Genomic DNA, 18,921 nt, shown 5'->3' on the forward strand with positions numbered 1-18,921 from the left:
GGCAAAGGCGCGCACCTGCGCCGGATTGACAACAACCACCCCAAAACCAGCTGCCGACAGGCTACCCGCCGCTAACATCTCGTAGCCGCCGGTCGCCTCCAGGCCGACGATCGTCGGCCTGGAGGCGCCCAGCCCGGTGATTAATTCCTCAAGGCCGGCGTGTCTTCCATCCGCCACCGCAACAGGCAGTACTACGCCAATAGCGGGTAAAGGGAAGTTACAAAGGTGGCGGCAGCCGGATGAGGGGCCGATTCTTGGGATGTCGCTGATATAAACCAAAACCGAGGCTGCGAAACACAACCTCGGCTGAGGGGTCGAGCGGCGATGACGAGGTCAAAGCCGCTGCAAATGCTCAGGCCTATTCGCAGACCCGGACGGTTTCGGCGTGGTAGCCGCCGTCATAGCGGTTGCGCACGTCCCGGTCCTCATACCAGCATCTCGGCTGGGGTTCGACATAACGGGGGCTCTCGACATAACGAGGGCCTTCATCAACGTAGCGAGGGCCACCGCCATTGACGAGTGCGCCGCCGATAAGGCCGCCGACGACACCTGCGGCAACGCCGCCGGCGATGATGCGGCCGGTATTGTCGTGATGATGGTGGTCACGCGCGGCAGCAGGCTGAATAGCCGATCCAACAAGGGCCGTCGCGATCAACAGGCTGCTAATGATTCTCTTCATGTCATTCTCCTCAGTGGCACTCGTCCCCCGATAAAAGAGAAATGCGGCAGCAAATCGTTTGTTCGATCAAACTTTGCGACAGGCGTTAATTCATGTCATTTTCTCAGCGGGGTCGCCATGGGGGTCGCGGTCAGGTCGCCGACTGCGTCGCCGTCGTCTCCTCCAGCACGTCTTCGGGAATATCGTCGAAAGACGAGTAGTTGAGGTTATAGAGCTTGGAATAGAGCTTGCCGTTTTTCATCAGCTGGCGGTGGTTGCCGCTCTCGATAATTTCGCCGTTCTGCAGCACGATGATGCGGTCGGCCTCGCGGATCGTCGCCAAGCGATGGGCGATGACGAGGCCGGTGCGATTTTCGAGCAGCTTCACCAGCGCCTTCTGAATCAGCATCTCGGTATAGCTGTCGATGTTGGCGGTTGCCTCGTCGAGCACGAGGATCTTCGCATCTGCCACCAATGCGCGGGCAAAGCTCAAAAGCTGGCGCTGGCCGAGCGAAAGATTGCCGCCGCGCTCGCCGAGAATGCTGTCGTAGCCATCGGCCAGGCGCATGACGAATTCATGCGCGCCGACGGCCTTTGCCGCCTCGATCACCTGTTCGCGTGTCGCTTCCGCCTTGTGGTAGCGGATGTTTTCGAAGACGGTACCGGTGAAGAGAAAAGGCTCCTGCAGCACCATGGCGATCTGTGCCCCGAGCGAATCCTGCGTCAGGTCACGCACATCGTGGCCGCCGACTAGCACCTGGCCTTGCTGCACATCGTAAAAGCGGTGGATCAGCGACATGCAGCTGGATTTGCCGGACCCGGTCGGCCCGACCAGCGCCACCGTCTCGCCGGGATTGACCTTGAAACTTACATGTTTCAGCACTGGATGTTTCGGATTGTAGCCGAAGACGACGTCGTTGAATTCGACCGAGCCGTCCATGTCGCGCGATAGCGCTTTGGCATTCGGCGCGTCCTTGATGTCGACCGGCACATCGAGCACTTCGGTCAGCCGCTGGCCGGAGGCCATGGCGCGCTGCATCACCGAATATTGCAGCGTCAGCGAACGGATCGGGTCGAAGAAGCGCTGGATGTAAAACAGGAAGGCGACGAGAACGCCGACATCGAGCGCCTGGTTGAGAACGCGGGCGCCGCCGACGACGATGACCAGCGCCATCGCCACGCCGGTCAGGCTATCGACGATCGGCACCATCACCTGCGCATAACGTGCCGCCGTCAGATGCGTCCGCAAGTTCGCATGCGCCTTGTCGTCATAAAGCGTGAAGTTGACGCCCTGCCGGTCCATGCTCTGGACGGCGCGCACGCCGTGGATGGCTTCGGCAAGGGCACCGTTGGCAACCGAATTGGTCTCGTGCGCGGCCATGAAGGATTTGCGGGCGAGCGGCAGCCAGAACAAGCGGACGATGAACAGCACCGGCAGCACCGAGAGCGTCAGCAGCCCCAGCTTGAAATCGAGATAAAGCATGACGACGACGATGCCGAAGAGCAGCACGATGTCGCCGACCGAGAGAACCGAGGTTTCGAGGAATTCCTGCATCGAGTTGACGTCGCCCTGCAGGCGCGACATCAGCCGGCCCACCTCGGTCTTGTCCATGAAGGAGAGCGAGACGCGCTGGAGATGCGAAAACATCGCCCGGCGGATATCGAAGAGCACGTCTTCCGCCACGCCACCGACCAGAGTCTCCTGCGCGTAGCTTGCCGCATAGTTGATTGATATGGCGATGGCGAAAGCGGCGATCGACCAGACCAGTGCCGAAGAGTTGCCGCCCGGCGACATGCCGTGGTCGATGGCATAACGGATGATCAGCGGGATCAGCAGCTGCATCATCGTGAAGGTCAGGACGGCAACGACCGACCAGAGGACCTGGCGGCGATAGGGACGAACGAAAACCCAGATGCGCTTGACGATATTGCCGTCGAAGGCCTTGCCGAACATCTCCTCCTCGACGCGATGCGAACCGACCACCGCCCGCGGCGGGCGGCGCCCATCCTCGCGAACGTCGGGACGCTCGGTTTCCAGTTCCTCGGCCATCTCGTTCCTCCTGCGGCCATTACATGGGATGGCCCGCAATATTCACTGCTTGTTTGCTCTTCCCCCAGCGGGGGAGAGGCGAGTTAGGCGCTCAGCACCTCGTCGCCTGGCCGAACCTGCAGGTCGTAGAGCGCCTTGTAGCGGCCGCCGAGCGACAGCAGCGCCTGATGTGTTCCGCGCTCGACGATCCGGCCGTCTTCGACGAACAGTATCTGGTCGGCATGCATCAGCGAGCTGAGGCGATGGGCGACGATGATCGTCACCCGGTCGGCGGCATAGCGGCGCATGGCGCTGCGGATGCGCTGCTCGGTGGCCGCGTCGATTGCCGCCGTCGAATCGTCGAACACCATCACCGCCGGCTTCAGCATCAGCGCCCGGGCGATCGAAAGACGCTGCCGCTGGCCGCCGGACAGTGAAACGCCGCGCTCGCCGACGACGGTGTCGTAACCGGTGGGCAGGCCGAGCACGTAATTATGCAGCTGGGCGCTTTCACTGGCGCGTTCGATGCGACCTTCCTTTGCCCAGGGGTCGCCATAGGCGATGTTGTTTTCGATCGTCGTCGTGAACAGGAAGGAATCCTGCTGCACGACGGCAACCGCCCGGCGCAGCGATTGCAGCGTTGCCTTGCGGATGTCCTGGCCATCAATGGTGATCTTGCCGCCGCTAACGTCGTAGAAGCGGGGAATGAGATGGGCGATCGTCGACTTGCCGCTGCCGGGAGGGCCGACGATGCCGATCGTCTGGCCGCGTCTGGCTTCGAAGGAGACATCGTGGAGCACGGTGCGCTTTTCCGAACCGGGATAGGCGAAGCTGACATTCTCGAAGCGCAGCACGCCGTCGGTCACTGCCAATTCCTTGGCATCCGGTGCGTCCTTGATCGCGATGTCGAGGTCGAGCAGGCTGAAGAGGCGCGAGCCGCAGGTGGAGGCGCGGGCAAAGGCATTGACCATCAGGCCGAGCTGGCGCACCGGCATCTGCAAAATGGTCATGAAGGTCAGGAAGGAGGCGAGCGTGCCGACGGTGATCTCGCCCGACGTCACCTTGCCGCCGCCGACGAAGAGCACCAGGCCCATCGCCAGGAAGAAGGAGAAGGTCATGGCGCTGGTATTGAGGACGCGGATGCCGACGCGTTGATGCGCGAGCGCCAGAGCATTCTTCGAGGCCGCCTCGAATTTCGACAGCTCATGATCCTGTGCGGCAAAGGCGCGCACGACGCGGATGCCGCCGAGATTCTCCTCCATGATGCGGGTCAGCACCGAAAGCCGCTCCTGCAGATCGAGCCAGGTGGCCCGCAGCCTGAGCTGCGTCGCCGAAGAGCGCCAGCCGACGAAGGGCACGAAAGAGAGCGCCAGGAGGCCGAGCACGATATCGGTCGACAGCAGCATATAGGCGCCGATGCCGATCAGGATCGACAGCAGGATCATTCGGACGAGCGCCGTGGAAAAATACATCCGCACGCCTTCGAGATCGAGCAGGCCGATGGTGATCAGATCGCCGGAATGCACCGTGTCGTGAAAGCTGAAAGACAGCCGCTGGATCTTCTCATAGCAGGCCAGCCGCAACTCGTAGCCGATGTGATGGCCGACGGCTTCGCTGTAATAGTTCTGGACCATGGTGAAGAGGCCGCGCAACACGCTGGCGCCGAGCAGGAGCAGCGCCGTGGTCAAAAGCGCGTCCTGCGCCGCCTGGCCCGCCGCGCCGCCGCTCATCGCCATCTGTGTGTGGTCGACCGCCTGGCCGAGAAGGCGGGGGATCATCAGCTGGAAGGTGGAAGCGACCAGCGTGGCGCCGATCGCAAAGCCCGATTGCCAGGGGTGGCGGAAGGCCATCATGGTGATACGCACCAATGTGAAGAGGCCTCGGCCCCAGCCTGCCGCAGTTGCAAGCGCCATCGAAGCCGAAGGCTTCGTCGCGCGTGTTAACGCATCGCTGCTCACGGTATTTTTTCCAATAGATGTGTGGTCGGACGCTGGCCCGAAAAGACGGCAAATCCATGAAGGGATTGATTGCGCCTTCACTTTTGCCGATTCCATTTGGGGGTTCAAGTAAAGAATTCACCAACTGGTTATTTTTACGTGAGGTCTCCTCGCGAGCTGGCGGGAACAATCGCATTGTGGGTTGGTTGCAGCAGGCAAACCCTGTCAGGCAATCATTACCGGAGAGAGACCATGCCGCTGAAAGCCCTCGCTCTTAACGCCACACTGAAGACCAGCGATGCCAAGGAGGCGTCCTCGACCGACCGGATGATCGCTCTCATCGACAAGGCGTTGTCGACCTATGACGTCAAGACCGAAGTGCTCCGGCTTGCCGATTTCAACGTCAAGCCGGGCGTCACATCGGATGAAGGCGCAGGCGATGACTGGCCTGATATTCGCACCAAGGTGCTCGCCGCCGATATCCTGCTGATGGCGACGCCGATCTGGCTCGGTCAGCCCTCCAGCGTCTGCAAGCGGGCGCTGGAGCGTATGGACGCCTTCCTCGATGAGACCGACGATCAGGGCCGCATGGTTTCCTATGGCAGGGTCGCGGCCGTCGCCGTCGTCGGCAATGAGGACGGCGCCCATCATGTGTCGGCCGAGCTTTTCCAGGCGCTGAACGATGTCGGCTTCACCATTCCGGCCAGCGCCGTCGCCTATTGGGTCGGCGAGGCGTTGGGTTCCACCAATTTCGTCGACCTCGACAAGGTTCCGAAGGTGGTGACGACAGCCGTCGACACGCTGGCGCGCAATACCGCGCATCTGGCCGGCCTGCTGAAGGCGAAGCAATATCCGGGCGAGGGTGACTGAAGCGCGCCGCATCGACGTTCTAAACCAAGTTATCTTTCAATGGCTTGAATTGCCGTGGCAATAAACCTCTTGCCATATGCGCCATTTCGCGCTTTCATACACTACTAGTTTAATAGACTATAGGCGAGCGTGATTGGTCCGCTTGTGCATTTCCGGGGCTTCCGGCTCGGACCTCGATCCTGCGGCAGCTGTCGTGAATGGCCGCATGAACCTCATTAACGCATGATCCGCTGTTTTATGCGTTGAAACCTCGATCGACCCACGGTGCGGATGAAACCGCAAAGGAGTTGCGATGACGGTTCAGGGACTTTTTTCGGCGCGCGCCAATGCGGCGGCGCTGATATCGGCGGTGCCGCGTATTGCCATCGTCGGGCGCGGCTTTTCCGGGATGATGACGGCGATCGCGCTGATGAAGACGCTGCGCGCGCCCTTCCACCTGCAACTGTTCGATCCGAATTCGTCGGTCAGCGGCGGGCAGGCGCTGGCGTCAGTGCGCGCCTCGACGATCCTCAACACCCGCGTGCGCGATCTCTCGGTGTCTGTCGGCGACAGTGACGATTTCAACGATTGGCTCTGCAGCAATGCCGCCTTTCGCGCCGCCGTGCCGGCCGCCATTCCCGGTTTCCGGCAGATCTTCGTGCCGAAGGAAATCTTCAGCGATTATGTCTACCAGCGGTTTTCGGAAGCGCTCGCCGCGCGCCGAGACATTACCGTCCAGGTCTGCAACGATCCGGTGGTGGCGATCCGCAGGAGCCACGGCAACCGTTTCCTGCTCGAAAGCGCCAATCCCGCCAATCCGCTGTTCGATACCGTGATGCTGGCCACCGGCTACGGCCTGAACGATCAGGATACCGGCGGTGAGGAGGTTTCGCCGGTCAGGGCCCAGCGCCTCGTGGCACGGCCACATGCGGTGTTGCTCGGCAGCGGCATTCGCGTCGTCGACCAGCTGCTGCAGCTGCGCGATGCCGGTTATGCCGGCCAGGTGACGATCATTTCCCGCCGCGGTTTCCTGCCCCAGAGCCATACGCCGAATTCCGCCGATCCGCTGTTCCCGGCCGAAGCGCTGCCTGAGAGCCTGCCGGAGATCGTGCGCTTCATCCGCCAGGCCTGTCGCGAGGCTGAAGAAGAGGGCCGAAGCTGGCAATCGGTGATGAACGGCCTCAGGAAACATGCCCGCTCGCTCTGGCGCTCGCTGCCGGCACGCGACAAACATCAGTTCAACCGGCACCTCCGGGCAATCTACGACAGCCACCGCAACCGCCTGCCGGAAGCCATGCACCTGCGCCTGAAACGCGAGCTGGCCGAAGGCCGCACGGTGCTGCGCCGCGGGCGGGCCGGTCGCCGGGGCCTGAGCGGCCTGTTCTTCACGCCGGCCGGTTCCTCTGCCAAAGAGGTCATCCATGCCGAGCGCATCATCGATTGCCGCTGTCAGGCGCCGGATCTTTCGGCGCCGCTGATTGAGAGCCTGTTTTCCGCCGGCCTCGCCATGCCCGACGAACTTTCGCTCGGGCTGGCGGTCAATGCGCGCGGCGAGCCATTCCTGGAGGACGGTTCGACCGTCGCCGGGCTCTTTGCCGTCGGCCCTCTCGGCCTCGGCAGCCTGCCCGACATCGATCTGGTGCCGGAGATCGTCTCGCAGGCTTATGCCGCTGCCGAACGGGTCGGCGAGCGGTTCTACCCACAGGTTAAGGCCGTCTGAAAATTGAGGCTGCTTCGGAACCATCCGTCTGCGTTTGCGTTATAAAGCGCTGGTGACTCAGAGGGGCCGATGGAAGTGCTGAATCGACATGATACGTCTCTTGACGACGAGGGGCGCTTTCGTCTTCTGGTCGATGCCATCACCGACTACGCCATCTATATGCTCAGCCCCGAAGGCATCGTCACCAGCTGGAATACCGGCGCTCAGCGCTTCAAAGGTTACAAGCCGTCCGAAATCCTCGGCGAGCATTTTTCCCGTTTCTATCTGGAAGAGGACCGCGCCGCGGGAGTTCCGGAGCGGGCGCTTGCGACCGCCAAGGAACACGGCCGGTTCGAGGGGGAAGGCTGGCGCCAGCGCAAGGATGGCAGCCGCTTCTGGGCGCATGTGATCATCGATCCGATCCGCCGTCCCTCCGGCGAGCTGATCGGCTATGCCAAGATCACCCGGGACCTGACCGAACGCAGAGCCGCCGAAAAGGCGATCCGCCAGAGCGAGGAACAGTTCCGCCGGCTCGTCCAGGGCGTCTCGGATTATGCGATCTATATGCTCGATCCCGACGGCAATGTCAGCAGCTGGAATTTCGGCGCCGAGCGGATCAAGGGCTATCGCCCGAAAGAAATCATCGGCCGGCATTTCTCGACCTTCTATACCCCCGAGGACCGAGCCGCCGGCGTGCCGGAGACCGCGCTCGGCGTTGCGCGCGGCGAAGGCCGGTTCGAGAGGGAAGGCTGGCGCGTCCGCAAGGACGGCACCCGCTTCTGGGCCAGCGTTGTCATCGACGCCATCCGGGATGATGAAGGCGATGTGATCGGTTTTGCCAAGATCACCCGCGATATCACCGAAAAGATGGAAACACAGCGCGCGCTGGAGCAGGCCCGCGAAGAACTCTTCCAATCGCAGAAAATGGAGGCGATCGGCCAATTGACCGGCGGTATCGCCCATGATTTCAACAATCTGCTGATGGCTGTGCTCGGCAGTCTCGAAATCCTGAAGAAGCGCATGCCGCAGGATCTGTCGCTGACATCGCTTGTTGATAATGCGATGCAGGGTGCCCAGCGCGGCGCGGCATTGACGCAGCGCATGCTGGCTTTTTCCCGCCGGCAGGAACTGCACATGGAGCCGATCGACGTCTCCGGCCTGATGCGCGGCATGATGGACATGCTGAGCCGTTCGCTCGGCCCGCTTACCAGGATCGAGACCTCTTTCCCCGTCAGGCTGCCGACGATCCTGACCGATCCGAACCAGCTGGAGATGGCGATCCTCAACCTCGTCGTCAACGCCCGCGACGCCATGCCGTCCGGCGGCCGGATCGTGCTTCGCGCGTCCGAGGAATCCGCGCCATCAGGCAAGGCTCCGCTGCCGCCTGGCCGCTATATAAGAATAGCGGTGATCGATGAAGGCGAGGGCATGGATGCAAAGACGGTGGAGCAGGCAACGACGCCGTTCTTCACCACCAAGGGCGTCGGCAAGGGTACCGGTCTCGGGCTTTCCATGGTGCAAGGCCTTGCGTCCCAGTCCGGCGGCCGCCTCATGCTGAAGAGCAGTCTTGGCGAAGGCACCACGGCTGAATTGTGGTTCCCGGTCGTCACTGTCGAGCGGACAGCCGAGGTCGCTATAGGCCTGACGCAACGCGCTGAAAATGCGTCGCGCCGGCTGCGCATCGTCGCCGTTGATGACGATGGTCTGGTGCTGATGAATACGACGCTGATGCTGGAGGATCTCGGTCACACCGTGTTCGAGGCCATGGCCGGCCCCGATGCGCTTGAGATCCTGCGCAGGCAGCCGGTCGATCTGGTGATTTGCGACCATGCCATGCCGCGCATGACGGGGGCTGAACTCGCCGAGGCGATCCGCGAGGAATGGCCTGAGATGCCGATCATTCTCGCAACCGGTTACGCCGAACTCCCCGAAGGAACCGGCATCGCCAATCTGCCCCGCCTCGGCAAGCCCTTCTCGCAGACCCAGCTCGCCGATGCGATCAGCCGGGTCGCTTCTTAGAGCAATTCCAGGAAAAGTGTGAAGCGGTTTTCCGCCCGGAATTGCGCAAAAACAAAAAGCGTGACCGGCGGCGCTACGCGCTACGCGTCTCGTCGCCATTATCTTGGATGACGGCGCGGTCGGCCCCGGCCGTGGCTGAAGTTGCGCCGCTGAGGAGGCGCTTTTCGGTCTCTTGCAGGTCAAGGATCGCGCGTTCGATCCGCTCAGCCGAAGAATCGCGTGCGGTTACGCGCCACCGGTGCTGCTGCCACAAGCCGACGAGCAGGCGTCGGCTCGGGACTTCGATCGTCTCATGAAGGAACCACGCTCCCCCCACCGCAACGAATAGCGCTACCGCGATGAGCGCCGGTTCCGGCATCACAGTCTCAAAAGTCCGATGCACCAGGAACATTATGGGGACGTGGAAAAGATAGAGGGAGAAGCTGATCGTCCCCAGAAACCTTATCGGTGCAGCTGCCAGGACATTTGATGCGATGGGAGGTTGTCGTGCGACGAGTGCCACGATGACGGCCGCGGCGACCGCACTTTGCAGGCTCCAGAATTCGGGCGAAAAACCAGGCGCGAGATGCCTGTAAGCGAAGAACACCGCCAGAAGGAACAGCGTGAAAATTCCCGTGAGGGCGGAAGGCGTCCATCGATCCCAGTAAGAATGCATCGCCCCGGCAAGTGCGCCGAAAAGAAAGTACGGGAGCTTGGAAACGAGCATGATTCCAGGCCCTGGCAATTCAAGCAGGCCATCCACGACGATGACCACTGCGAAGCCGACGATCACGCCGCTATAGCGGTGCGGCCGGGCTAAGCAAAGCCATAGGATTGGGAAGAGCAGATAGAATTGAATTTCGGGTGGAATCGACCAGAAAACGCCACTCGAGCCCAGCAGAAACACATGGCGCACAAAGTCCATCCCGCCCATGATCGGCTGAACGAAGTCCAGATTTGGTATGCCAGATAACATCGCCACGAGCAGAACGGCAGCCAGATAAACCGGATAGATGCGGGCAAAGCGGCTCACCAGAAAATCCAGGACGTTTTCTTTGGTCACCGGCCGGGAACCGTAGAGATGGGCCATCAGAAAGCCGCTGAGGGCAAAGAACAAGCCGACGGCTTCGCTGCCCATGGTCGTTACATGCACGGATGCACCCGGAAAGATAAGTCCGACATGGGCTTGAACGACCAGCAGCGCGGCGACACCGCGCAGGCCATCGAGACTGGGAATGTAATCCGGCCGGTTCATGGGCAGCTTTTATATGTTCTGTTCTCGTAAGAACTATCGGACATCACTTTACACGGTATTAATCCGGTTGCGCTCAGGCCACCGGGCGCAACCGCTGCCGGAGCTCGTACCGCAAGCGACAGTGAGCCCGGGCTACTCCCGGCGGCCTCTGCCGGTCTCGCCGCGAAGGATGAACACCAGCAAGGCCAGCACCATCGCCGCCAGCCCGTACCAGGTGATCGCATAGACGAGATGGTTATTGGGGAAATGGATGATCGTCAGGCCGCCGACAGGCAGGCCGCCCGGATTGGCGGCGGCATCCGCATCGATGAAATAGGGCGCGACCGCACTGAGACCGCGCTTTTGCGCGATCGCCGCGACATCGCGGGAATACCATCGGTCGGCGGCGAGGTCATTGGATTGCAGCAGCGATCCCTTCGGCTCGCTCATCCGCATCAGCCCGGTGATCTCAACGATGCCCGACAATTCGCCGTCGCGGCGCGTGGCCGGATCGCGCCGGTCTGTCGGAACGAAGCCGCGATTGACGAGAACGGCGGTGCCGTCGGCAAGCGTTAGCGGCGTCATCACCCAATAGCCGGGGCCGAGCGCCGTCGACGCATAGACCAGCGTCTCCTTGTCGTTCGCCAGCGTCCCAGCTGCGCTCACCCGCCGATATTCGTCATCGGCGGCATTGACCTTGGCCCCGTCGGCTTGGGTCGGGGCGGGCAGGGGGGCGGCATGCACACGCTGATCGACCTGGGCGATGAGATCACGCTTCCAGGCGAGCCGCTGCACCTGCCAGGTGCCGAGGGCTGCGAGACCTGCGGCAAGCAGCACCAGGCAGACGGCGAAGATCGCGCGTTTTGCCGGCGAAGGCGGTCGTTCCGATTTTTCCGAGGGAGCCTTGTTCATCGGCTGGGTCGATGCCGGCGGCGCTGCCGCCGGCCTTTCCTGCCGATCACGGCATGTTCTTCATCATCTCGGGGCTCATCGGCATCATGTTGGCGTTGAGATGATGCATGACCCAGAGCGAACCGGAGAGCGCGATGGCGACGATGATGATGGTGAAGATCAGCGCCATCATCGTCCAGCCGCCCTCGCTACGAGGGTTCATGTGCAGGAAGAAGACCATATGCACGACGATCTGGATGGCGGCGAGGCCCATCACCAGCACCGCCGTCACCGCCGGGCTATCGAACACGCCTGACATGACCAGCCAGAAGGGAATGGCGGTGAGGATGACGGACAGCACGAAGCCCGTCATGTAGCTCCGGAAGGTGCCGTGGCCGGCCTGATGGCCGTGGCTGTGGCCGTGATGCGCCTCGTGCGCGTCCTCGTGTGCGGGTACTTGCGAACTCATCCGAGGACTCCCAGCAGATAGACGAAGGAAAAGACGCCGATCCAGACGACGTCGAGGAAGTGCCAGAACATCGAAAGGCACATCAGGCGGCGGCGGTTGGCCTCGACCAGCCCGTGCATCGACACTTGCACCATCAGCGTGATCAGCCAGATGATGCCGAAGGTGACGTGCAGGCCGTGCGTGCCGACCAGGGTGAAGAAGGAGGAGAGGAAGGCGCTGCGCGTCGGCCCGGCGCCTTCATGGATCAGGTGGATGAATTCATAGAGCTCGAGCCCGATGAAGGCGGCGCCGAACAGGCCGGTGACGGCGAGCCAGAAAAGCGTTTCCGCCTTGGCGTTGCGCTCCATCTGCAGCATGGCGAAGCCGTAGGTGATCGACGAGAGCAGCAGCATCGAGGTGTTGAGGGCAACGATCGGCAGATCGAAGAGATCGGCCGGCGACGGACCGGCGGCATAGTTGCGGCCGAGCACGCCGTGCGTGGCAAACAGCACCGCGAAGATCAGGCAGTCGCTCATCAGGTAGAGCCAGAAGCCGAGATTGGTGCTGTTTTCCGGATGATGGTCTTCCGTCACGTAGAATTCAGGCTTTTCGGCCGTGTCGATGATCTGATCGCTCATGGTCATTACACCTGCTCGGCAAGCAGCGCGGTGCGCTTGCCTTCTGTTTCGGTCACCTCGTCGGCGGAGATGTGGAAGTCGCGCCGGTAGTTGAAGGTATGACCGATCGCCACGACCAGCAGACCGACGAAGGAGACGACGACCAGCCACCACATGTACCAGATCAGGCCGAAGGCGAGGGCGACGCTGATGCCTGAGAGGATGGCGCCGGTGCCGGTGTTCTTCGGCATGTGGATCGGCCGGAAGCCTTCCAGCGGACGCCCATAACCACGGTTCTTCATGTCGTACCAGCTGTCATGGTCGTGGACGACGGGCGTGAAGGCGAAGTTGTAATCCGGCGGCGGCGAAGAGGTCGACCATTCCAATGTACGGCCATCCCACGGATCGCCGCTGTCGTCGCGCAATTCCTCGCGTTTCATGAAGCTGACGACGATCTGGATCAGGAAGGCGGCAATCCCAAGCGCGATCAGGCCGACGCCGAAGGCCGCGATGATGAACCAGATCTGCAGCGACGGGTCGTCGAACTGGTTCATGCGGCGGGTAACGCCCATCAGGCCGAGCACGTAGAGCGGCATGAAGGCGAACCAGAAGCCGATCTGCCAGAACCAGAAGCTCATCTTGCCCCAGAAGGGATCGAGCTTGAAGCCGAAGGCTTTCGGGAACCAGTAGTTCACGCCAGCGAACATGCCGAAGAGAACGCCGCCGATGATGACGTTGTGGAAGTGGGCGATGAGGAACAGCGAATTGTGCAGCACGAAGTCGGCCGGCGGCACGGCGAGCATGACGCCGGTCATGCCGCCGATGACGAAGGTCACCATGAAGCCGACCGTCCATAGCATCGGCACCTCAAAGCGGATGCGGCCGCGATACATGGTGAACAGCCAGTTGAAGATCTTCGCCCCGGTCGGGATCGAGATGATCATCGTGGTGATGCCGAAGAAGGAATTGACGCTGGCGCCCGAGCCCATCGTGAAGAAGTGGTGCAGCCAGACGATGTAGGACAGGATCATGATCACGCAAGTCGCGTAGACCATCGAGGCGTAACCGAAGAGGCGCTTGCCGGAGAAGGTGGCGACGACCTCCGAGAAGATGCCGAAGGCCGGCAGCACCAGAATGTAGACCTCCGGATGGCCCCAGATCCAGATGAGGTTGATATACATCATCGGATTGCCGCCGAGGTCATTGGTGAAGAAGTTCGTCCCCGCATAGCGGTCGAGCGACAGCAAAGCGAGCGTTGCCGTCAGGATCGGGAAGGAGGCGACGATCAGCACGTTGGTGCAGAGCGCCGTCCAGGTGAAGACCGGCATCTTCATGAAGGTCATGCCCGGCGCGCGCATCTTGACGATGGTGGCGATCAGGTTGATGCCCGACAGCGTCGTCCCGACGCCGGCCACCTGCAGGCCCCAGATATAATAGTCGACGCCGACGCCCGGACTGTAGGCGGCCCCCGACAGTGGCGGGTAGGCGAGCCAGCCGGTCTGGGCGAATTCGCCGATGAACAGCGACAGCATGATGATGATCGCGCCGGCGGTGGTCATCCAGAAGGAGAAATTGTTCAAGAAGGGGAAGGAGACGTCGCGCGCGCCGATCTGCAACGGCACCACGAAGTTCATCAGGCCGGTGACGAAGGGCATCGCCACGAAGAAGATCATGATGACGCCGTGGGCGGTGAACACCTGGTCGTAATGGTGCGGCGGCAGATAACCCTCCGAACCATTGAAGGCGATCGCCTGCTGCACGCGCATCAGGATCGCGTCGGAAAAACCGCGCAGCAGCATAATGACCGCCAAGATCACATACATGATGCCGATCTTCTTGTGATCGACACTGCAGATCCAGTCGTTCCAGAGCGGACCCCAGAACTTGAAATAGGTGATGAGGCCAAGCACTGCGATGGCGCCGATGACGACGCCGATGAAGGTCACGACCAGGATCGGCTCGTGATAGGGGATGGCATCGAGGGTCAACCGGCCGAAGACGAACTTCAGGAGGTCAGGATTGGAAAACATGGAACAACCCGTTCATTATGTCTTGCGACGCAAAGCGCCAGGTTAATTGTTGTTGTTGAGCTGCGCCGGCGCAGGATCGGCGCCATTGCTCATGCCCGGCATGGAATGGCCGTCATGCTGCATGTCCATGCCGGGCGTGCTGTCCATGCCGGGCATGTCGTGCTGCATGCTGTTGCCGTCGCTGGTGTTGGCCGGTTCGCTGCGCGCCGGAGCGCCCGTTGCCGGCACGGTGGCCGCAGGCGCGACGATGCCTTCGTCGGCATGGCGATTGTCGTATTGCAGCTTGTCGCGGTTTTCCGCACTTTCCTTGCCGCCGCCGCCCTTCATGTCGATGTGCATCATCTCGTTCATGCACATCTTGCCCGGCTTGGCGCACATGTTGAGGACGGCGTTGTAGAGATCGGCATCGGCGCCGGCATAATAACGCACCGGTTCCTTCTCGCTCGGCTTCTCGAGCTTCAGATAGGCGTCGCGGTTGAGCATCGTGCCCTGCTGCTTGACGTTAGCCACCCAGGCATCGAAGCCTTCGCGGTTGAGACCGTGGAACTTGAAGCGCATATGCGAGAAGCCTGAGCCGCTGTAATTGGCAGAGAAGCCCTCATACTCGCCTTCCTTGTTGATAACGGCGTGCAGCTTCGTCTCCATGCCCGGCATGGCGTAGATCTGGCCGGCAAGGGCGGGAATGTAGAAGGAGTTCATAACCGAGGAGGCGGTGATTTTGAAACTGATCGGCATATCCACCGGGGCAGCGAGCTCGTTGACCGTCGCAATGCCGAGCTCGGGATAGAAGAACAGCCACTTCCAGTCGAGCGCCACGACCTCGACGGTTAGCGGTTTGGTATCGGCCGGAATGGCGCGCTCCGCATCGAGGCGGTCGAGTGGCCGGTAGGGGTCGAGCTTATGGGTGGAAATCCAGGTGACGGCGCCGAGCGCAATGATGATCGCCAGCGGCGCTGCCCAGATGATGATTTCGAGGCGGGTCGAATGGTGCCATTCCGGCGCATAAGTCGCAGCCGTATTGGAGTGGCGGTAGCGCCAGGCGAAGAGCAGCGTCAGGAAGATCACCGGTATGATGATCAAAAGCATCAGCACCGTCGAGATGATGATGAGATCGCGCTGTTGCACGGCGATGTCGCCGGAGGGCGCCATGACTACCATGTTGCATCCTGCCAGAAAAAACAGCGGCAAGACGGATAGAAGGCGGGAAAACTTCGTGAGTTTTTGCACGTCTCTAAGCTCTTGTTGTTTCGTTTGTTCCGCGACTAAAGCACTGAACCCGATCGCGACATGAGGTGTTTGGTCGCAGTGCAGCAAGCATGCCGCGCTGCGGCGTAAATCATGCTGCTCTATAGCTTCGAAATCCTGATGAAATCCAGAAGGATTTTTTCGCCAGCCCATGTTTCAGCTCCAATATATCCGCAAGAACCGGCCGGGCCAGCGTTTGCAGGAGAAATATCACCGTCCCGATCACGCAGTTTTTTTCATCCAGGCTTCATTTGAGCCGTGATGATGAACTATTTCAGTCTTACGGACTTGATAAGCCTGCGGGTTTGATCAAGATCACGCGTGGGGCGCCTTGCCGGAAGCGCCTTAACGAGGAGGCGTTTATGGCAACAACATCGCATTACGGACCGTCATCGTCGTCGCTGGAACGCGACGCGCGGCGCATTCACGACGACAAACCGGTTTCGCCAGGCAGCATCGCCGTCGGCGTGGTCATTGGCCGCATGTCGGAATTCTTCGATTTCTTCGTCTACGGTCTCGCCTCCGTGCTGGTGTTTCCACAGCTCGTCTTCCCCTTCGCGCCGGACAGGCTGACGGGCACCCTCTATTCCTTCGCCATTTTTTCGCTCGCCTTCCTCGCCCGCCCCGTCGGATCCGTCGTCTTCATGACCATCGACCGGATGTACGGGCGCGGCACCAAGCTGACGATCGCGCTCTTCCTGCTCGGCGGCTCTACGGCTTCGATCGCCTTCCTGCCGGGGTACGACGAGATCGGCGTCTGGTCGATCGCGCTGCTGGCGCTTTTCCGTCTCGGCCAGGGTTTTGCGCTTGGCGGCGCCTGGGACGGGCTTGCCTCGCTGCTCGCGCTCAATGCGCCGGCCAATCACCGCGGCTGGTATGCGATGATCCCGCAGCTCGGCGCGCCGATCGGCTTTGCGCTGGCAAGCACGCTGTTCGGTTATTTCGTCGCCAATCTTTCCAGTGAGGATTTCCTCTCCTGGGGCTGGCGTTATCCGTTCTTCGTCGCCTTCGCGATCAATGTCGTGGCGCTCTTTGCGCGTCTGCGGCTGGTGATGACCAAGGAATTCGGCACGCTGCTGGAGCAGCACGAGCTGGAGGCAGCACCAATCTTCGACGTGCTGCGCGTTCACGGCCGCGATATCTTGATCGGCGCCTTCGTGCCGCTCGCCAGTTTCGCCATGTTCCACCTCGTCACCATCTTCCCGCTCGGCTGGATGAGCCTTTACGGCAACCAGCCGATCGGCGCCTTCATGGTGGTGCAGGTGGTCGGCGCCATGGTCGGCATCGTCACGATCATCGCCTCGGGCCTGATTGCCGATCGCATCGGCCGGCGCGCCCAGCTTGCCATCTGCGCTGTCTTGATCGCCGTCTTCAGCTTCGTCGGGCCGATCCTGATCGCCTCCGGCAACAGCGGCCACGATGCCTTCGTCATCATCGGCTTCGGCGTGCTTGGCCTGTCCTTCGGCCAGGCGACCGGCTCGATCTCGTCGCGCTTCGGCCGCGGCTATCGCTACACCGGCGCCGCCTTCACCTCGGACCTTGCCTGGCTGATCGGCGCCGGTTTCGCGCCGCTGGTGGCGCTCAGCCTCTCCAGCCGCTTCGGCTTGACCTTCGTCGGCTACTATCTGCTGTCCGGCGCCATCTGCACGCTTGCCGCACTTGCCTTCAGCAGGGCGCTGGAACAGCGCGAATAGGCGGGCCTGAAGACACGGCCTGCATGGGAAACCGTGCAGGCTCGGTTTGCTGATAAATTTCAAACTTCGCTGTTCACTCGTCGTCATCCTCGGCCTTGTGCCGAGGATGTGCTACATATGAACCGGCTGCAGATGCTCGGGACAAGCCCGAGAAAGAGAGGTGGCCGGCTTTGTCAGTCGTCCGAGCATCCACGGGAATCATGCAGGCCGCGTTTTCGAATTGCGCAATTTCAATTATTGAATGCATTGCAATCTATAATTAAATGCATATCCTTATCGGCCTGAAAGAGGATATGCCATGGCTGCGGAAACCATCGATCATTCGACCCTTTCCCGCCTTGTCGACGCAGGAGCGGTCGATGGCGCGCATGTGGTCGGCAAAACCGGCGGTTGGTCCGTCGTTATCCGCTACGGCAAGGCAGAGCGCCCGCTCGCGGCTCAACGCAGCCGGCAGGTGCGTGTGTTCAAGCGCATGGACACCTTGGTCTCCTATCTCAAGGATGTCGGCATCTCGCAGTTCGATGTCGATGCGGCCGATTACGCCCCTCAGACGGCGTCGCGGCCGGATCGGGCCGCGGCTCTGCGTCGGACCCATGAGGCGGCCGAATACGACAAGTGGTTCCGCGAACAGGTCGAGGAAGCGATCCGGGAAGCCGATGATCCGAACGCCGTCTGGATTAGTGCGCAGGACGCCGAAGAGCGAATGGACAAGCTTCGGGCCGAACTGCTGGCGCAGCTGGAATCCGGAGATAAGGCTTGATCGTCAAATGGCTGCAGCAGGCTCTCCTGGATCGGGAAGGCCAGATTCGGCACATCTTCGCTCAAAATCCGCAGGCTGCAATTGCGTTGGATGATGTTATCCGACATCAGGCCAAAATGCTCGCCGATCACCCCGAAGCAGGACGTGGCGGCCGTCTCGATGGAACGCGGGAATTGGTCATCCCGCGCACTGCATTTCTGCTGATCTATCGCATCGACAGAAAAGTCCAGAGGGTGGAAATACTGCGCCTTCTTCATGGCGCCCAGCAATGGCCGCCGAAAGGCTGAATGCGCATTTTACTGCGCCATCTGCGGCTGCTTTGCCGCGCGGGCCGCGGTCAGTTCCGCCGTCGTGTGGTTCAGGCGGTCGGCGAGAACGCGCATGATTTCAACGGCCATTTCGGGGAAGTCGCTGAGCAGCTTCAGGAAGTGCTCCTTGCTGATGCGCAGCACTTCGAGCGGGGAGGTGGCGCGCACCGTTGCCGTGCGCGAGACATCGCAGAGGATGGCGATTTCGCCGACGATGGAATTGAGCTCGACATCGGCAACCTTGATCTCGCCGGCCGGTGAGGAGACGATGATGTCGGCGGTGCCGGAAAGAATCACATAGGCGGCGTCGCCGACATCGCCCTGATGGAAGAGGTTCTGACCGGCCTTGTAGGTCATGCGGTCGGAGGTGAAGGCCAAAAGCTTGAGCTTTGCTGGCGCAATCCTCGAAAAGATCGGCACCCGTCGCAGCATTTCGACTTCGTCTCTCAACAGCATGAGCGTTTCAATCCCCTGACGCCGGGTTCTTCGAACCAGATGTCTTCAATTCCGGGCGTCCCATCGGG

General features: G+C 61.4%; 17 protein-coding genes. 6 read left to right on the forward strand and 11 right to left on the reverse strand.

Features of this window, described 5'->3' with window-relative positions:
* From HJB82_RS10800 to HJB82_RS10815, 4 genes are all read right to left on the reverse strand, one after another.
* Nucleotides 1-201, reverse strand: a 201-nt coding sequence (locus HJB82_RS10800) for a transposase (RefSeq protein ID WP_409201847.1), incomplete at its 3' end; no start/stop codon positions are given.
* A gap of 157 nt (nucleotides 202-358) precedes the next feature.
* The gene (locus tag HJB82_RS10805; protein WP_207585438.1) at nucleotides 359-679 is read right to left on the reverse strand and encodes a hypothetical protein; all 321 of its coding nucleotides are present in this window, start codon (nucleotides 677-679) and stop codon (nucleotides 359-361) included.
* A gap of 130 nt (nucleotides 680-809) precedes the next feature.
* Nucleotides 810-2,708: an ABC transporter ATP-binding protein gene (locus HJB82_RS10810; RefSeq protein ID WP_207585439.1), complete on the reverse strand. Its 1,899-nt coding sequence runs from the start codon at nucleotides 2,706-2,708 to the stop codon at nucleotides 810-812.
* 83 nt (nucleotides 2,709-2,791) lie between these two features.
* Nucleotides 2,792-4,753, reverse strand: coding sequence for an ABC transporter ATP-binding protein (locus tag HJB82_RS10815; RefSeq protein ID WP_207585440.1), 1,962 nt, complete (start codon nucleotides 4,751-4,753; stop codon nucleotides 2,792-2,794).
* A gap of 123 nt (nucleotides 4,754-4,876) precedes the next feature.
* On the opposite strand from HJB82_RS10815, the gene HJB82_RS10820 reads away from it, so the two are divergent.
* From HJB82_RS10820 to HJB82_RS10830, 3 genes are all read left to right on the forward strand, one after another.
* Nucleotides 4,877-5,494, forward strand: a complete 618-nt coding sequence (locus HJB82_RS10820; protein ID WP_207585441.1) for a flavodoxin family protein — start codon at nucleotides 4,877-4,879, stop codon at nucleotides 5,492-5,494.
* Nucleotides 5,495-5,786: 292 nt separating this feature from the next.
* Entirely contained in the window at nucleotides 5,787-7,193 is a 1,407-nt protein-coding gene (locus tag HJB82_RS10825; protein WP_221139940.1) for an FAD/NAD(P)-binding protein, read from the forward strand.
* Nucleotides 7,194-7,262: 69 nt separating this feature from the next.
* A complete protein-coding gene (locus HJB82_RS10830) occupies nucleotides 7,263-9,191 on the forward strand; it encodes a PAS domain-containing sensor histidine kinase (protein WP_221131816.1) in 1,929 nt (642 codons plus the stop codon).
* A 73-nt stretch (nucleotides 9,192-9,264) separates the two neighbouring features.
* Here the strand turns inward: HJB82_RS10830 and HJB82_RS10835 are convergent, their stop codons facing one another.
* From HJB82_RS10835 to cyoA, 6 genes are all read right to left on the reverse strand, one after another.
* Nucleotides 9,265-10,425, reverse strand: a complete 1,161-nt coding sequence (locus HJB82_RS10835; RefSeq protein ID WP_221131817.1) for an acyltransferase — start codon at nucleotides 10,423-10,425, stop codon at nucleotides 9,265-9,267.
* A 132-nt stretch (nucleotides 10,426-10,557) separates the two neighbouring features.
* Nucleotides 10,558-11,316, reverse strand: coding sequence for an SURF1 family protein (locus tag HJB82_RS10840; protein WP_221139941.1), 759 nt, complete (start codon nucleotides 11,314-11,316; stop codon nucleotides 10,558-10,560).
* Nucleotides 11,317-11,362: 46 nt separating this feature from the next.
* On the reverse strand, nucleotides 11,363-11,764 hold the full coding sequence (cyoD, locus tag HJB82_RS10845) for a cytochrome o ubiquinol oxidase subunit IV (protein WP_207585446.1): 402 nt from the start codon (nucleotides 11,762-11,764) through the stop codon (nucleotides 11,363-11,365).
* A complete protein-coding gene (gene cyoC, locus HJB82_RS10850) occupies nucleotides 11,761-12,381 on the reverse strand; it encodes a cytochrome o ubiquinol oxidase subunit III (protein WP_221131818.1) in 621 nt (206 codons plus the stop codon). Before cyoC ends, cyoD begins: the two co-directional genes overlap by 4 nt.
* Nucleotides 12,382-12,386: 5 nt before the next feature.
* A complete protein-coding gene (gene cyoB / locus HJB82_RS10855; protein WP_207585448.1) occupies nucleotides 12,387-14,390 on the reverse strand; it encodes a cytochrome o ubiquinol oxidase subunit I in 2,004 nt (667 codons plus the stop codon).
* Between the two features lie 42 nt (nucleotides 14,391-14,432).
* Complete coding sequence (gene cyoA / locus HJB82_RS10860; RefSeq protein WP_207585449.1) at nucleotides 14,433-15,617, reverse strand: ubiquinol oxidase subunit II; 1,185 nt, start codon at nucleotides 15,615-15,617, stop codon at nucleotides 14,433-14,435.
* Between the two features lie 380 nt (nucleotides 15,618-15,997).
* On the opposite strand from cyoA, the gene HJB82_RS10865 reads away from it, so the two are divergent.
* From HJB82_RS10865 to HJB82_RS10875, 3 genes are all read left to right on the forward strand, one after another.
* Nucleotides 15,998-17,329, forward strand: coding sequence for an MFS transporter (locus tag HJB82_RS10865; RefSeq protein WP_207585450.1), 1,332 nt, complete (start codon nucleotides 15,998-16,000; stop codon nucleotides 17,327-17,329).
* Nucleotides 17,330-17,627: 298 nt separating this feature from the next.
* Nucleotides 17,628-18,089: a hypothetical protein gene (locus HJB82_RS10870; RefSeq protein WP_207585451.1), complete on the forward strand. Its 462-nt coding sequence runs from the start codon at nucleotides 17,628-17,630 to the stop codon at nucleotides 18,087-18,089.
* Nucleotides 18,086-18,376 carry a type II toxin-antitoxin system RelE/ParE family toxin gene (locus HJB82_RS10875; protein WP_221115613.1) on the forward strand — a complete coding sequence of 97 codons (291 nt, stop codon included), beginning with the start codon at nucleotides 18,086-18,088 and terminating at the stop codon, nucleotides 18,374-18,376. The genes HJB82_RS10870 and HJB82_RS10875 overlap by 4 nt, the downstream gene beginning before the upstream one ends.
* Nucleotides 18,377-18,385: 9 nt before the next feature.
* Here HJB82_RS10875 and HJB82_RS10880 read toward each other — a convergent pair whose 3' ends face one another.
* Nucleotides 18,386-18,853 (reverse strand): cyclic nucleotide-binding domain-containing protein, encoded by a 468-nt coding sequence (locus tag HJB82_RS10880; RefSeq protein WP_003563501.1) that lies wholly within the window; start codon nucleotides 18,851-18,853, stop codon nucleotides 18,386-18,388.
* Between the last annotated feature and the right edge of the window lie 68 nt (nucleotides 18,854-18,921).

This window comes from Rhizobium sp. NZLR10 (assembly GCF_019685125.1).
Taxonomy (GTDB): Bacteria; Pseudomonadota; Alphaproteobacteria; order Rhizobiales; family Rhizobiaceae; genus Rhizobium.

Excerpts from the sequence above, each read along its gene's own strand:
- HJB82_RS10870 (WP_207585451.1), top strand. The coding sequence starts at position 17,628 with ATGGCTGCGGAAACCATCGATCATTCGACCCTTTCCCGCCTTGTCGAC.
- cyoB (WP_207585448.1), bottom strand. The coding sequence starts at position 14,390 with ATGTTTTCCAATCCTGACCTCCTGAAGTTCGTCTTCGGCCGGTTGACC.
- HJB82_RS10825 (WP_221139940.1), top strand. The coding sequence starts at position 5,787 with ATGACGGTTCAGGGACTTTTTTCGGCGCGCGCCAATGCGGCGGCGCTG.
- cyoC (WP_221131818.1), bottom strand. The coding sequence starts at position 12,381 with ATGAGCGATCAGATCATCGACACGGCCGAAAAGCCTGAATTCTACGTG.
- HJB82_RS10840 (WP_221139941.1), bottom strand. The coding sequence starts at position 11,316 with ATGAACAAGGCTCCCTCGGAAAAATCGGAACGACCGCCTTCGCCGGCA.
- HJB82_RS10880 (WP_003563501.1), bottom strand. The coding sequence starts at position 18,853 with ATGCTGTTGAGAGACGAAGTCGAAATGCTGCGACGGGTGCCGATCTTT.
- HJB82_RS10820 (WP_207585441.1), top strand. The coding sequence starts at position 4,877 with ATGCCGCTGAAAGCCCTCGCTCTTAACGCCACACTGAAGACCAGCGAT.
- HJB82_RS10830 (WP_221131816.1), top strand. The coding sequence starts at position 7,263 with ATGGAAGTGCTGAATCGACATGATACGTCTCTTGACGACGAGGGGCGC.
- HJB82_RS10805 (WP_207585438.1), bottom strand. The coding sequence starts at position 679 with ATGAAGAGAATCATTAGCAGCCTGTTGATCGCGACGGCCCTTGTTGGA.
- HJB82_RS10835 (WP_221131817.1), bottom strand. The coding sequence starts at position 10,425 with ATGAACCGGCCGGATTACATTCCCAGTCTCGATGGCCTGCGCGGTGTC.
- HJB82_RS10865 (WP_207585450.1), top strand. The coding sequence starts at position 15,998 with ATGGCAACAACATCGCATTACGGACCGTCATCGTCGTCGCTGGAACGC.
- HJB82_RS10810 (WP_207585439.1), bottom strand. The coding sequence starts at position 2,708 with ATGGCCGAGGAACTGGAAACCGAGCGTCCCGACGTTCGCGAGGATGGG.
- cyoD (WP_207585446.1), bottom strand. The coding sequence starts at position 11,764 with ATGAGTTCGCAAGTACCCGCACACGAGGACGCGCACGAGGCGCATCAC.